This window comes from Brevundimonas diminuta 3F5N (assembly GCF_900163625.1).
In the GTDB taxonomy this organism is placed as follows: Bacteria; Pseudomonadota; Alphaproteobacteria; order Caulobacterales; family Caulobacteraceae; genus Brevundimonas; species Brevundimonas diminuta_A.
This window is the reverse complement of record NZ_FUIE01000089.1, coordinates 1-12,869: the sequence shown is the minus strand read 5'-3', so window position 1 is coordinate 12,869 and position 12,869 is coordinate 1. Positions and strand designations below refer to the sequence as shown.

The window sequence follows — 12,869 nt, the reverse complement described above, 5'->3', positions numbered from 1 at the left end:
CGTCCGCCGGGATGAGCGGGTGAAATGATCGCACGTGACCTGCGAACCGCCGTCGGCTAAGGCTCACACCATGAGCGATACGCCCAAAAAAGGCTGGTTCCAGCGGCTGAGCGAAGGCCTGTCCCGGTCTTCGAAACAGATGACCGATCAGGTCGTCTCGACCTTCGTGAAGGAGCCCCTCTCGGAAGAGGCGCTGGAGCGGCTGGAGGAGCATCTGATCGAGAGCGACCTCGGGCCCGCCGCCTCGGCCCGCATCGTCGAGCGCTTCCGCGAGCTGCGCTTCGGCAAGACCTCCGACGAGCGCGAGATCAAGGAGGCCCTGGCCGAAGCCGTGGCCGCCGAACTGACGCCGCGTCAGGCGACCTTCGACCCGCTGTCGGGGCCGAAGCCCTACGTCGTCCTGTTCGTCGGCGTGAACGGCTCGGGCAAGACCACGACCCTGGGCAAGATCGCCTCGGACCTGACGGCCAAGGGCGCCAAGGTGATGATCGTCGCCGGCGACACCTTCCGCGCCGCCGCCCGCGAACAGCTCAAGGTCTGGGCCGACCGCGCCGGCGCCCATTTCGAAAGCCGCCGCGACGGCGCCGACGCCGCCGGCCTGGCCTTCGACGCCTTCGCCAAGGCGAAGGAAGAAGGCTTCGATGTCGTGCTGATCGACACGGCCGGGCGGCTGCAGAACAAGTCCACCTTGATGGACGAACTGCTGAAGATCGTGCGCGTGCTGAAGAAGGTCGACCCTGACGCCCCGCACGAGACCCTGCTGGTGCTGGACGCCACCGTCGGCCGCAATGCGCTGGAGCAGGAAAAGATTTTCGGCCGCACCGCCTATGTCTCAGGCGTGGTGATGACCAAGCTGGACGGCACCGCGCGCGGCGGCGTCCTGGTGCCCGTGGCCCAGGCCTCGGACGCCCCGATCAAGCTGATCGGCGTCGGCGAAGGGGTCGAGGACCTGCAACCTTTCGACGCCCGCGCGTTTTCCCGATCCCTGGTCGGGCTTGAGGACTGAAGCGTATGAGTGAAGCGACCGAAACCAAGCGCCCGCAATGGATTCGTCAGGCCGTCGACTTCGGCGCCCTGGTCGCCTTCATGGCCGCCTATTTCATCACCCGTGACATGATCAAGGCCACTTGGGTTCTGGTCATCGCCTCCATGATCGCCCTGGCGGTCGGTTTCATCCTGGAGCGGCGCCTGGCGCCCATGCCCCTGATCACCGGCGGCTTCGCCCTGGTGTTCGGCGTCCTGACCATCGTCACCGACGACGACCTGTTCGTGAAGCTGAAGCTGACGGTGCAGAACGGCCTGCTGGCCGCCGTCCTGCTGGGCTCGCTGCCGCTGAAGAAATACCCGTTCAAGGCCCTGCTGGGCTCGGCCATCAAGGTGACGGACGAGGCCTGGCGCAAGCTGACCTTCCGCTACGGCCTCTACTTCCTGGCCGTCGCCATCGCCAATGAGGTGTTCCGCAGCCCGACCGCCGTCACCGCCATCTGGTCGGCCTTGAACCTGGGGACGCCCGATCCGAACGGCGTCTGGACGGCCTTCCGCGGCGTGCTGTGGATCGCGGCCTCCATCTTCGGCCTGTCGCAGGTGCCGCTGATCCTGAAGAACATGACCAAGGACGAAGAGCCCGGCCCCGTCTCTCCCGACACCGGCCTCTGATCCGAAAGCGTGGGCCATAAACCGGCCCACCTCCCCTACGCGCTCCAATCGGGCCTCAAGTAGGGCGAAGCCCGTTAGGCCCGCCAACAAAGGCCTCAAGCAGCGCGAACGCGCGGTAGGCCCACTTAAATGTCTTCAAACCGTCAGCCTTAACGTCGTCAAAGCGTTAAGCCAGACTGTTAGCTGTTGCAGCATCATCCGGCCACGGCCGGTATCGGGCTGTTCGGGAACGAAGACGATGATCAAGTCGGGCAAGCAGGCGAAGATCAAGGGCGGGCTGGCGGAATCGCCCAGCCACCTGATGCACCGGGCGCTGCAGTTGGCGCTGGACATCTACGCCGAGGAAGCCGGGCCGGACGGTCTGACCCAGCGCCAGTTCGCCGTGCTGGAGGCCGTGGCCGCCCGCTCGGGCCTGACGCAGACCGATCTGGTCAAGGCCACCGGCATCGACCGCTCGACCCTGGCCGACCTGGTGGCGCGCATGACGACCAAGGGCCTGCTGGAGCGCGAACGCTCGACGCTGGACGCCCGCGCCAAGGCCGTGCGCCTGTCGCCCGAGGGCGAGGCCGCCCTGCTGGCCGCCCGCCCGCGCGTCGAGGCCGCCGACAAGCGCATCATGGGCCTGCTGCCCAAGTCCAAACGCGACAGCTTCCTGGACCTGTTGTGCAGCCTGTCCGACGCCGCCGACGCCGCGCCCGAACAGGCCCGCGCCGACATCAAGGCGGCGAAGAAAGCCGCCAAGGACGCCAAGAAGGCGGAAAAGGCCGCGCGAAAGGGCGACGGCAAGGCCGACGGACGCGGCAAGAAGAAGAAAAAGGGCGCGCCTGAAGCCGCTGCAGACCAACCGCAGACCGACGCCGCGGCCGAAACCGTCGTGGTCCCGCTCAAGGGCGCCGCGGAAGGCTAAGTCCTCCCCTTCCGCTAGGGCGGCGGTTGCAGCCAAAGCCCTGGGTCCCGGTCTCCGCCGGGATGAGCGGATATTGAGGCTGCCGCCTAAACGCGGATGTCGAGCAGGGAGCCGGGGCGTTGCAGGCGCGACGCCGGCGCCGCCTGTTCAACCTGAGCCGAAACCGCCGCAACCGGACGCGCCGTCTCTTCGACCGCCGCCGGCGCCGCCAGCCCCATGGCCTGGCGGAAGAAGGCCGACTGGGCCGTTCTCAGGGCATGGGCCGCACCGCCCGCCTGGGGCGGAAAGGCCGGCCGCTCGGACGAAATCGCGGACATGGGCCAAAAATGCCCGCCCTTCGTCTAGATATGGTTAACGTCCGATTCACCCTGTTTAGGGTGCTCGCCTCAGCGCGCGGGGGCGTTCAGGGCGTCCGTCAGCTTCTTCAGGTCGGCGTCCGTCAGGATCGGCCCTGAGGACTTGGCGACAATGGTCCCATAGGCGTCGACGGCGAAGCTCTCGGGCACGCCCGAGACGCCCAGGTCCAGCCCCGCCCGGCCCTCGCGGTCGACCAGCACCAGGCGATAGGGATCGCCCAGCTCTTCCAGGAAGGCGTCGGTGGCGACGGGGTCGTCCTTATAGGCCACGCCGACCACGGCGATCCCCTGTTCCTTCAACGTCATCAGGTGCGGATGCTCCAGACGGCACGGCGCGCACCAACTGGCGAACAGGTTGACGATCATCGGCTTGCCGACACCCGCCGTCTTCAGGTCCAACAGGTCGTCGCTGGCCTTGCCGTCCGCCAGGACAGGCAAGACCGTCGTTTCCGGGATCGGCTGGCCGACCAGGGCGTCCGGCTTATAGGTCGGGCCGGCGGCGGGATCGCCCGCCATCCGGTCCATCTGCGTCATCAGGAAGACGCCCAGCGCCGCCAGGACGACGATAGGCGCAAGGGCCAGCCAGCGTTTCATTTGCGTGCGGCCTCCAGCCGGGCCAGCTCGCGCTTCCAGCGGCGAGCGGCGATCAGGGCGCGGGCCGACAGGGCGGCCAGCACCACGGCGCTGATCCCCCAGGCGGGCCAGACGAAGGCGCCATAGGGGCTCATGTCCAGATCAAGCATGGCGAACTCCTCAGGCTTCCAGCGCCGCGCGGGCGCGAAGGGTCAGAACGCGACGACGCCGCACCTCGGTGCGGATCGACGTCAGCCAGATCGCCCCGAACAGCACGGCGTAGGCCGCCATCATGGTCAGCAGGGCGGGCAGGAAGACCGGGTCCACGCTGGTCCCGCCAGAGCGCAGCAGCGACGCGGGCTGGTGCAGGGTGTTCCACCAGTCGACCGAAAACTTGACGATCGGCAGGTTGATCAGACCGACCAGGCCCAGCACCGCCGCCGCCCGCGCGGCCTTGGCCTCATCGTCGATCGAGGCGCGCAGGGCCATGTAGCCGAGGTAGAAGAGAAACAGCACCAGCACGCTGGTCAGGCGTGCATCCCACACCCACCACGTCCCCCACATGGGCTGGCCCCACAGGGAACCGGTGACGAGCGCCAGCGCCGTGAAGGCCGCGCCCGGCACCGCCGCCGCCCGCGCCGCCGCATCGGCCAGCGGATGGCGGAACACCAGGGCGAAGAAGCTGGACACGCCCAGCGCCCCATAGGCCATCAGGCCCAGGCTGGCGGCCGGAACGTGGATGAACATGATGCGGACGGTGTCGCCCTGCTGATAGTCGCCCGGCGCGGTGAAGCTGAACCACGTCCCGAGCAGCAGCAGACCGAGCGCGCAGATCCACAACACCGGAACCAGGGGGCCGGTGAAGCGCATGAAGCGGTCGGGATTGGCGAGGCCGAACATGGGCCGCCGATTACGCGGCCCAGCGCCCTACGGCAAGCGGGCGCGGCGTCCGACCCTTTGTCGCGGCTCTTAGAGGCTCAGGCCGTGCTGGACGGCCAGGCTCTTCAGTCCGACCATCGGGCGCGGGCCCCAGTGGGCGATGACTTCCGACGCGGCCAGCGAACCCAGCGCCCCGGCCTGCGCCAATGACAGGCCGCGCGACAGGCCCAGCAGCACGCCCGCCGCGTACTGATCGCCGGCGCCCGTGGTGTCGACGACCTTCTCGACCGGATAGGCGGCGACCTCGACCCGTTCGCCGCCGCGGAACAGCACCGAACCGGCGGCGCCGCGCGTCACGGCGGCCACCTCGACAATGCGGCCCAGGTGGGCGGCGGCGTGGTCGAAGTCCTCGGTCTCGAACAGGGCGTGCAGCTCGCCCTCATTGGCCAGAACGATGTCGGCCGAGCTCTCGATGAAGGCCAGCAGTTCGGCGCGCCAGCGGTGGACCACGAAGCTGTCCGACAGGGTGATGGCGACCTTGCGGCCCGCCGCATGGGCGGCGGCGGCGGCGGCCTCGAAAGCCGCGCGGGCCGGGGCCGGATCGAACAGATAGCCTTCCAGATAGACGATGGCGCTGTCGCCGATCACGCCCGCGTCGACGTCGGCCGTCGTCAGCTGGTTGGCGGCGCCCAGGAAGGTGCACATGGTGCGCTGGCCGTCCGGCGTGACGTTGATCAGGCAGCGGCCGGTGCCGAAGCCGTTCCCCGCGCCGTCTTCCAGCACGGGGGTGTCGAAATGGACGCCGACGGCGCGGATGTCGTGGCTGAAGACCTCGCCCAGGGTGTCCTTGGCCACCTTGCCGATATAGGCGGCGCGCCCGCCGAACGAGCCGACGCCCGCCACCGTATTGCCCGCCGAACCGCCCGAGGCCTCGACCCCGGCCGCCATGGCGTCATACAGGGTCGCGCTCTGCGTCTCGTCGACCAGCTGCATCGAGCCGGGGACCAGGCCCTTGGCTTCCAGGAAGGCCGGTTCGCACGGAGCCAGAACATCGACGATGGCGTTGCCCAGGGCGCAGACGTCGAAACGGGCGTTTTGGGCGAAGGCGGGCAGGGATTGGGTCATGTCCGCCCCATAACGGGCGAGGCGGCCGCGCGCCAGTGCGCCGGCCCCGCCGCCGTGCGAAAAGCGGCCCTTCACGCCGCTCCATCGGCGGCCTAAGTCCAGATCTCCCCTTGCAGACGGCCCCGCCGGGCCTTGCGGAGCCGCGCCCATGACCGACGTCGCCGTCCTGACCCCCGATCCGGCCGATCCCACCTATTCGACCCTGTGGCCGGGCGTGCTGGACCGGTTGGGCGAGGCGCTGGCGACGGCGGGGATCACGGCCCGGCCCACGCCCTGGACCGACCATGTCGAGAACGCCCGCGCCCTGATGGACTATCCGCTGGTCCTGCCGCTGCTGGTCTGGGGCTATCACCAGGATCACGACCGCTGGGTGCAGGCCTGCACGACCTGGGCCGAGGCCGGCGCGCGCCTGGCCAATCCGGCCGCGACCCTGCGCTGGAACGCCGACAAACGCTATCTGGCCCGCCTGGCGGAGAAGGGCGTCGCCGTGCCCGAAACGATCTTCGCCGATCACGTCGACGCCGCCGTGCTCGAGGCCGCCTTCGCCGCCACAGGCGCCGAGACCCTGATCGTCAAGCCGACCGTCTCGGGCGGCGCCTGGCGCACCCTGCGCGTGGCGGCGGGCGACCTGCTGGACACGGCCCTGGCGGATGCGCCTGTCGGCGGGACGATGATCCAGCCCTACCTCAAGGCCATCGAGACCGAGGGCGAAACCTCCCTGCTCTATTTCGGCGGCGAACTGAGCCACGTCGTCAACAAGCGCCCCGGCGCGGCGGGCGAGTTCCGCATCCAGACCCAGTACGGCGGGCGGTACCAGGCGCTGAAGGCCGCGCCCCAAGGCGCGCTCGATCTGGCCGAACGCACCCTGGCCGCCATCGACGAAGACCTGCTCTACGCCCGCATCGACATGACCAAGGACGACGACGGCGAATGGGTGCTGATGGAGGCCGAACTGATCGAGCCGGACTTCTACCTGGCCGCCGCGCCTGAAGCCGGCGCCCATTTCGGTCAGGCGGTGCGGGCGCGCCTGGAACGCTAGGCGCTCATATCCCCATGAAGCTGGCGCGTGAGGGGCACAGGTCCGAGATCACGCACCCCGGACATTTCGGCCGCTGCGCCAGGCAGGTGTAGCGGCCGTGCAGGATCAGCCAGTGGTGCGCCTTGGGCAGCCAGGCTTCGGGCACGATCTTGTGCAGTTGGACCTCCACCTTGTCGGGCGTCGCCGCATTGGCCAGCCCCAGCCGGTGCGAGACGCGGAAGACGTGGGTGTCCACCGCGATGGCCGGCTCGATCCCCAGTTCGTTCAGCACCACGCTGGCCGTCTTGCGTCCCACGCCCGGCAGGGCCTGCAGGTCGGCGCGGTTCAGCGGAACCTCGCCGCCGTGCTTGTCGACCAGCATCTGCGCGGCGGCGATGACGTTCTTCGCCTTGGTGCGATAAAGGCCGATGGAGGCGATCAGGGGGATCAGCCCCTCTTCGCCCAGGGCCAGCATCTTCTGCGGCGTGTCGGCGACGGCGAACAAGGCCTTGGTCGCCTTGTTGACCCCCACGTCCGTCGCCTGGGCCGACAGGGCGACCGCCACCACCAGCGTATAGGGATTGACGAAATCCAGCTCGGTCTTCGGATCGGGCATGACGCCTGACAGGCGGACGAAGATCTCCTCCACCCGGTCCTCATCCGGCGGCCAGCTGATAATGGCGCCGACAGGGGCCGTCTTCGGCTGACGCGGGCGCTTGCCTGGCGGCGGGGTCAGCCCGGCCTTCTGGACGGCCTTCTTCTGACGGGAGGCGGATTTCATCGGAGCCATGCCCCCGCTTCGCCTTCCCCGCGCCCGGCGTCAATGTCGCGCGCTCGCCGCGCTGCGACAAAAAATCGCAGTCGTGCCTTGTATTCTGGACCGCGCCGTCCATTTTACGCGCGAAATCGAAGCGAGCTGTCTCCCCCATGGCCCTCCCCGCCCCGCTCAAGAAGCGTCTGCCCCTGATCGTCGCCGGCGTCGTCGGCCTGGGCCTCGTCGTCGGCGGCGTAGTCTGGTGGCAGGGCAAGCAGCGCTGGGAAGGCACCGACAACGCCTTCGTCCAGGCCGACACCGTGGCCGTCAGCCCGCGCATCGGCGGCGAGGTGGTCGAGGTTCTGGTCAAGGACAACCAGCGCGTCGAGGCCGGTCAGGTGCTGGTCCGGCTGGACGACGCGGACGCCCGCGCCGCCCTGGCCCAGGCCCAGGCCAATCTGGCGGCCCTAACCGCCGCCGTCGCCAACGTCGACGCCCGAACCGAGCAGGAGCAGGCGACCATCGCCGCCCGCGCCGCCGCCGTGACCCAGGCGCAGGCCCAGGCCAATCTGGCCCGCGCCGAGGTCGACCGCTACGGCAAGCTGGCCGATCAGGGCTGGGTGTCGCAACAGCGCATCGAGACCCAGCGCGCCACCGCCGAGACGGCCCGCGCCTCGGTCGCTCAGGCCCAGGCCGCCCTGACCGCCGAACAGCGCACCGCCGCCGTCCTCGGTTCGTCGCGCCAGCAGAGCGTGGCCGCCGCCGAACAGGCGCAAGCCCTTGTCGATCAGGCGCAGTTGACGCTGGACCGCACCGTCATTCGCGCCCCTGTGGCCGGCGTCGTCGGCGCGCGCGGCGTGCGCGTCGGTCAGGTGGTGCAGGCGGGCGGCCAGCTGATGTCCGTAGTGCCGCTGACGGATGCCTATGTCGTCGCCAACTTCAAGGAGACCCAGGTCGGCCGGATGCGTCTGGGCCAGGCGGTCGAGATCAAGGCCGACGCCTTCCCCGGCCGGTCGCTTCAAGGCCGTATCGACAGCTTCGCCCCGGCCACCGGCTCGGAGTTCGCCCTGATCCCGGTCGAGAACGCCACCGGCAACTTCACCAAGATCACCCAGCGCGTACCCGTCCGCATCGTTGTCCAGCGCGACGCCTCGGGCCAGCCGATCGTCCTGCGGCCCGGCCTGTCGGTCGAGGTCAAGGTCGACCTGAAGAGCCAGGGCGGCTCCGCCTTCGCCGAGGCCCACATGGGCGAGACGGCGCTGGCCCAGGCCGCCAATCCGAGCTCCGCCCGGTGACGGACGCCGCCGCGTCTTCGGCTCCGGCGGCGCCCGCCGTCCAGCCCGAGATCAACTGGACCGTCCTGCTGCTCGGCTTCGCCGGCATGGTCATCGGCCAGTTCATGGCCATCCTCGACATCCAGATCGTCGCCGCCTCCCTGCCGCAGATTCAGGCCGGGGTCGGCGCCTCGGCCGATGAGATCAGCTGGATCCAGACCGCCTATCTGATCCCCGAGGTCGTGATGATCCCCCTGTCGGGATACCTGTCGCGCCTGTGGGGCACGCAGAAGGTGTTCCTGGCCTCCTGCGTCGGCTTCCTGGTGATGAGCGTAGCCGTGGGCCTGTCGTCGTCGATCGAGATGATGATCGTCTTCCGCGCGCTTCAGGGCTTCGTCGGCGGGGCCATGATCCCGACCGTCTTCGCCGTGGCCTTCACCGCCTTCCCGCCCGAGAAGCGGGTCACGGCCAGCGTCATCATGGGCCTGATCGTGACGCTGGCCCCCACGGTCGGCCCGACCCTGGGCGGGCACCTGACCGAATGGCTCAGCTGGCGCTGGCTGTTCTTCATCAACGTCTTTCCCGGCGCGATCGTCCTGTTCCTGGTCGGGCGCTACGCCCATTTCGACAAGGGCGACCCCAGCCTGTCCAAGGGGTTCGACTGGCTGGGCCTGATGCTGATGGCCGCCTTCCTGATGAGCCTGCAGTTCGTGCTGGAAGAAGGGGCCAAGGAGGACTGGTTCGCCGATGACCGGATCCTGCTGCTCAGCGTCGTCGCCGCCGTCTGCGGCCCGGCCTTCGTCTGGCGCTCGCTCAGCTACCGCAATCCGATCGTCGAGCTGCGCGCCTTCGGCAACCGCAACTTCGTGGTGGGGGTGATGATGACCTTCATCGTCGGCGCGGCCCTGTTCGGCGGCACCTTCCTATTGCCGCTGTTCCTTGGCCGGGTGCGCGACTATTCGGCGGCCGAGGTCGGCACGACCATGATCGTCTCAGGTCTCGCGATGTTCGCCACCGGCCCCATCGCCGGGCGGCTGGTGCGCAAGGTCGACGCCCGCATCCTGATGTTCCTCGGCTTCATGATGGCCGCCTGGGGGATGTGGGACGCCCGCATCGTGACGGATCAGTGGGGCTTCTGGGAGTTCGCCGGGGTCCAGGCCATGCGCGGGGCCGGGGTCATGATCGCCATGATCGCCTCGCAGCAGGTGACGATGGCCACCTTGCCGCCGCACATGGTCAAGAACGCCTCGGGCCTGGTGAACCTCAGCCGAAACGTCGGCGGCGCCTTCGGCCTGGCCATCCTCAACACCTCCCTGACCCAGAACACCGCCCTGCACATGGTCGAGCTGACCAGCGCCATCGACCAGACCCATCAGGGGGTGCGCGACATGATGGCGGGCATGGCCGTGCGCTTCGCCGGATCCATCGACCCCCAGGCCTCGGCGATGAAAGCCGTCTACGGGATGTTGCAGAAACAGGCGACGACCCTGGCCTTCGGCGACGCCTTCGCCCTATTAGCCATCGGCTGCGCCTGCGCCGGTTTCCTGACCCTGCTGTCCAAACCGGCCAAGCCCAATCCTTCCGCCGCTCGTTCGGACGCCCACTGATGCCCCGCGCCCTCGGTCAGATCGACGAACACAAGAGCCGCGCCATCCTGCGCGCCGCCGCCGAACTGTTCATGGAAAAGGGCGCCAAGGTCTCCATGGCCGAGGTCGCCCGACGCGCGGGCGTGTCCAAACAGACCCTCTACAACCGCTATCCGACCAAGACCGACATCGCCCGCGACCTGGCGGCCCAGCGCTCCGAAGAGACCCTCGCCCCCCTCGCCTCGGACATGGATATCGAGACCGCCCTGGCGACCCTGGCCGAGACCCTGATCCGCCGCGTCTGCATCGAGGGGCGCGGCGTCGCCCTGCGCGGCATGGCCCTGGCCTCGCCAGAGGCGCCCGAACTGGCGCGTGTCGTCTATGACGCCGGCCCCGGCCAGAACCTGCGCCGTCTGGCCGTCTGGCTGGAGGAGCAGGACCGTCTGGGCCGCTTGTCCGCGCCCGATCCCGTCGCCGCCGCTGAAATGTTCACCGGCATGGTGTTGGGCCACGGCCATCTGCGCTCGGTGCTGGGCCTGCCCCACCCCGAGATCGACGACATCCCCGCCCGCGCCCGCGAAGCCGCCTATCGCTTCGTCCGCGCCTTCGCGCCGGAATAGACGCCCGCGCCCAAGTTGGCCCTGAAGGCGGATCAGCGTAAAGCCGCCCTCAGTCCCCTCACCTCCCGCCCGCCGGAGTTCTTCCCATGCTGATCCACCTGTCGTCCTGGCCCGAGATCGACGAGCGCCTGAAGTCCGGGGCCCTTCTGTCCAAGACGGTGATCGTGCCGATCGGCTCGAACGAACAGCACGGGCCGACGGGCCTTCTGGGCACCGACTGGCTGTGCCCCGAGATCATCGCCCACGCCGCCGAAAAGGGCGACGACAGCCTGGTCGTCACGCCGACCTTCAACATCGGCATGGCCCAGCACCACCTGGCCTTCCCCGGCACCATCACCCTGCGCCCGTCGACCTTCATGGCGGCGATCGCCGACTGGGTGTCGTCGCTGACGCGCCACGGCTTCGAGCGCATCTATTTCCTGAACGGCCACGGCGGCAACGTCGCCACCATCGAGGCCGCCTTCGCCGAGATCTACGCCGACTGGTCCTTCACGCCCGAGCCCTGGGCCGAGCGCCCGCCCTTCGTGCTGAAGCTGCGCAACTGGTGGGATCTGCCGGGCGTGCAGAAGCTGTGCGAGGACATCTTCCCGACTGGCCACGGCAGCCACGCCACGCCGTCCGAGATCGCCGTGACCCAGGCCGGCTATCCCGACCGGATCAAGACCGCCGCCTATGAGCCGAAGATCGCCCCCTTCGGTCCGATCCGCGACGCCAACGACTATCGCGCCCGCTTCCCCGACGGCCGCATCGGCTCGGACCCGGCCCAGGCGACCCCGGAAAAGGGCCAGCGCATCATCGACGCCGCCGTCCCGGCCCTGATCCGCGACCTGACCGACTTCGCGCAAGAAGTCTTGCCGGTCGCCTGAAACCAGCCCAGGGTCGTCGCATGAGCCCCATGCAGAAGACGGCCCGCAACGCCCTGCGCAACGCACAAGCCGGTCAGGAACTGGCCCAGGCCTCGGCCGCCGTCATCACGCGGCGGTTCGAGATCATGGGCGAGGCTCTGGCCGACCCCCTGCGCGCCGACCACGCCGAACTCAGCCGCATGGGCGCAGAGAAGGTCGAGGCCATGACGGCCTCGGCCGGGGCCGCCTGCGCCGGCGCGCTGGACCTGGCCGAACGCGCCGGACGCCTGGCCGCGCGCGAGGGGGCCGAGGCCGCCGACTGCCTGGCCCGACTGGCCCGCGCCGATACGCCCTTCGCCTTCGCCGCCGCCCAGACCGACTGGGCCATGGGCGCTTGGAGCCGGGCGATGAACGACGGCTGGTCCTTCTACGGCGCGGCGCTGAAGGCGCAGGGGCGCACCCTGGCCCCCGTCCACGCCACGGCCACGGCCAATGCGCGACGCCTGAAACGCTAGTCTCGCGCGGGCGTGATGGAACGCCCGAGGCCTTCACCGGATTGCCTTTGCATCAATGCGAAGGAGACGGCGATGGCCGAGAAAGACCCGAAAGAGCCCTACCCCGGCATGATGGGCGACGGCACCGAAGAGCAGAACCTCAACCAGCCGGGCGACCCGTCCAAGCGGATCACCGAAGAAGAGGTCGACGAAGCCTTCACCAAGGATCCCAAGCTGGTGCCGAAGGAATAGGGCTCTAACGCCCCTTCCGCCCTCACGCCGTGCGGATGATTCCGTCCCTGGCCTCGACCGGCCAGGGCGTCAGCTTGCCGCCCGCGCAGGGCCCGGCGACGCAGGCGCCCGACAGGGGCTCGAACGCCGCCCCGTGCCAGCCGCACAGGATCAGCGACCCGTCCGGCGTCAGATAGCGATCCAGCTCCACTGCGATGGGAAAGCCCGCGTGGGGGCAGCGATCCACCCAGCCCGCGACCTGGCCGTCCTTCCTGACCACGAAGCCGTGGAAGAAGGCTTCGCCGATCTGCAACACGAAACCGCGCGAGCCGGGATCAGCGATGTCCGCCTCCAGGCACAGGGCCACGTTCGGCGGCGTCTTCCAGACCCGCTTGCGCTCGGCGGAAGATTGATCCGTCATCCCCACACCCGCTCATCCCCGCGGAGGCGGGGACCCAGTTCGAGCCGCATCTTTGCCTGTGATCATGATCATTCAATGCAAGCGCTTTAGTGCCAAAGCACTGGGTCCCCGCCTCCGCGGGGATGAGCGG

General features: G+C 69.2%; 17 protein-coding genes. 10 read left to right on the top strand and 7 right to left on the bottom strand.

The genetic code is table 11. The features are described from left to right. Positions 1 to 70 precede the first annotated feature (70 nt). The 3 genes from ftsY (at position 71) to FM111_RS16060 (ending at position 2,563) form a co-directional block, all read left to right on the top strand. Entirely contained in the window at positions 71 to 1,006 is a 936-nt protein-coding gene (ftsY, locus tag FM111_RS16070; protein ID WP_076224632.1) for a signal recognition particle-docking protein FtsY, read from the top strand. A gap of 5 nt (positions 1,007 to 1,011) precedes the next feature. Further along, positions 1,012 to 1,656 carry an inner membrane-spanning protein YciB gene (locus tag FM111_RS16065; RefSeq protein ID WP_087141923.1) on the top strand — a complete coding sequence of 215 codons (645 nt, stop codon included), beginning with the start codon at positions 1,012 to 1,014 and terminating at the stop codon, positions 1,654 to 1,656. Positions 1,657 to 1,894: 238 nt separating this feature from the next. Continuing rightward, positions 1,895 to 2,563, top strand: coding sequence for a MarR family winged helix-turn-helix transcriptional regulator (locus FM111_RS16060; protein ID WP_087141922.1), 669 nt, complete (start codon positions 1,895 to 1,897; stop codon positions 2,561 to 2,563). Between the two features lie 86 nt (positions 2,564 to 2,649). On the opposite strand, the gene FM111_RS16055 is transcribed toward FM111_RS16060, so the two are convergent. The 5 genes from FM111_RS16055 to FM111_RS16035 form a co-directional block, all read right to left on the bottom strand. Continuing rightward, positions 2,650 to 2,880 (bottom strand): hypothetical protein, encoded by a 231-nt coding sequence (locus FM111_RS16055; protein WP_087141921.1) that lies wholly within the window; start codon positions 2,878 to 2,880, stop codon positions 2,650 to 2,652. A gap of 69 nt (positions 2,881 to 2,949) precedes the next feature. Further along, a complete protein-coding gene (locus FM111_RS16050; RefSeq protein ID WP_087141920.1) occupies positions 2,950 to 3,513 on the bottom strand; it encodes a DsbE family thiol:disulfide interchange protein in 564 nt (187 codons plus the stop codon). Next, positions 3,510 to 3,662 (bottom strand): heme exporter protein CcmD, encoded by a 153-nt coding sequence (ccmD, locus tag FM111_RS16045; RefSeq protein ID WP_003166605.1) that lies wholly within the window; start codon positions 3,660 to 3,662, stop codon positions 3,510 to 3,512. The genes FM111_RS16050 and ccmD overlap by 4 nt, the downstream gene beginning before the upstream one ends. Before the next feature lie 10 nt (positions 3,663 to 3,672). Beyond that, positions 3,673 to 4,392: a heme ABC transporter permease CcmC gene (gene ccmC, locus FM111_RS16040; protein ID WP_087141919.1), complete on the bottom strand. Its 720-nt coding sequence runs from the start codon at positions 4,390 to 4,392 to the stop codon at positions 3,673 to 3,675. Positions 4,393 to 4,461: 69 nt separating this feature from the next. Continuing rightward, a complete protein-coding gene (locus FM111_RS16035; RefSeq protein ID WP_087141925.1) occupies positions 4,462 to 5,496 on the bottom strand; it encodes an adenosine kinase in 1,035 nt (344 codons plus the stop codon). A gap of 148 nt (positions 5,497 to 5,644) precedes the next feature. Here FM111_RS16035 and FM111_RS16030 point away from each other — a divergent pair, with 148 nt between their 5' ends. Beyond that, positions 5,645 to 6,535 (top strand): ATP-grasp domain-containing protein, encoded by an 891-nt coding sequence (locus FM111_RS16030; protein WP_087141918.1) that lies wholly within the window; start codon positions 5,645 to 5,647, stop codon positions 6,533 to 6,535. Positions 6,536 to 6,539: 4 nt separating this feature from the next. On the opposite strand, the gene nth is transcribed toward FM111_RS16030, so the two are convergent. Further along, positions 6,540 to 7,295, bottom strand: a complete 756-nt coding sequence (gene nth, locus FM111_RS16025; RefSeq protein ID WP_143276145.1) for an endonuclease III — start codon at positions 7,293 to 7,295, stop codon at positions 6,540 to 6,542. Between the two features lie 146 nt (positions 7,296 to 7,441). Here nth and FM111_RS16020 point away from each other — a divergent pair, with 146 nt between their 5' ends. The 6 genes from FM111_RS16020 to FM111_RS15995 all read left to right on the top strand — a co-directional run bounded on the left by FM111_RS16020 (position 7,442) and on the right by FM111_RS15995 (position 12,339). Next, entirely contained in the window at positions 7,442 to 8,563 is a 1,122-nt protein-coding gene (locus FM111_RS16020; RefSeq protein ID WP_087141917.1) for an HlyD family secretion protein, read from the top strand. Further along, positions 8,560 to 10,149, top strand: coding sequence for a DHA2 family efflux MFS transporter permease subunit (locus FM111_RS16015; protein WP_087141916.1), 1,590 nt, complete (start codon positions 8,560 to 8,562; stop codon positions 10,147 to 10,149). Before FM111_RS16020 ends, FM111_RS16015 begins: the two co-directional genes overlap by 4 nt. Further along, a complete protein-coding gene (locus FM111_RS16010) occupies positions 10,149 to 10,748 on the top strand; it encodes a TetR/AcrR family transcriptional regulator (RefSeq protein ID WP_087141915.1) in 600 nt (199 codons plus the stop codon). The genes FM111_RS16015 and FM111_RS16010 overlap by 1 nt, the downstream gene beginning before the upstream one ends. An 86-nt stretch (positions 10,749 to 10,834) precedes the next feature. Next, complete coding sequence (locus tag FM111_RS16005; protein WP_087141914.1) at positions 10,835 to 11,614, top strand: creatininase family protein; 780 nt, start codon at positions 10,835 to 10,837, stop codon at positions 11,612 to 11,614. A 20-nt stretch (positions 11,615 to 11,634) separates the two neighbouring features. Further along, entirely contained in the window at positions 11,635 to 12,108 is a 474-nt protein-coding gene (locus tag FM111_RS16000) for a phasin family protein (protein WP_179205133.1), read from the top strand. Positions 12,109 to 12,180: 72 nt separating this feature from the next. Next, positions 12,181 to 12,339: a hypothetical protein gene (locus FM111_RS15995; protein ID WP_256968395.1), complete on the top strand. Its 159-nt coding sequence runs from the start codon at positions 12,181 to 12,183 to the stop codon at positions 12,337 to 12,339. 22 nt (positions 12,340 to 12,361) lie between these two features. Here FM111_RS15995 and FM111_RS15990 read toward each other — a convergent pair whose 3' ends face one another. Then, positions 12,362 to 12,739 carry a Rieske (2Fe-2S) protein gene (locus FM111_RS15990; protein ID WP_087141911.1) on the bottom strand — a complete coding sequence of 126 codons (378 nt, stop codon included), beginning with the start codon at positions 12,737 to 12,739 and terminating at the stop codon, positions 12,362 to 12,364. Between the last annotated feature and the right edge of the window lie 130 nt (positions 12,740 to 12,869).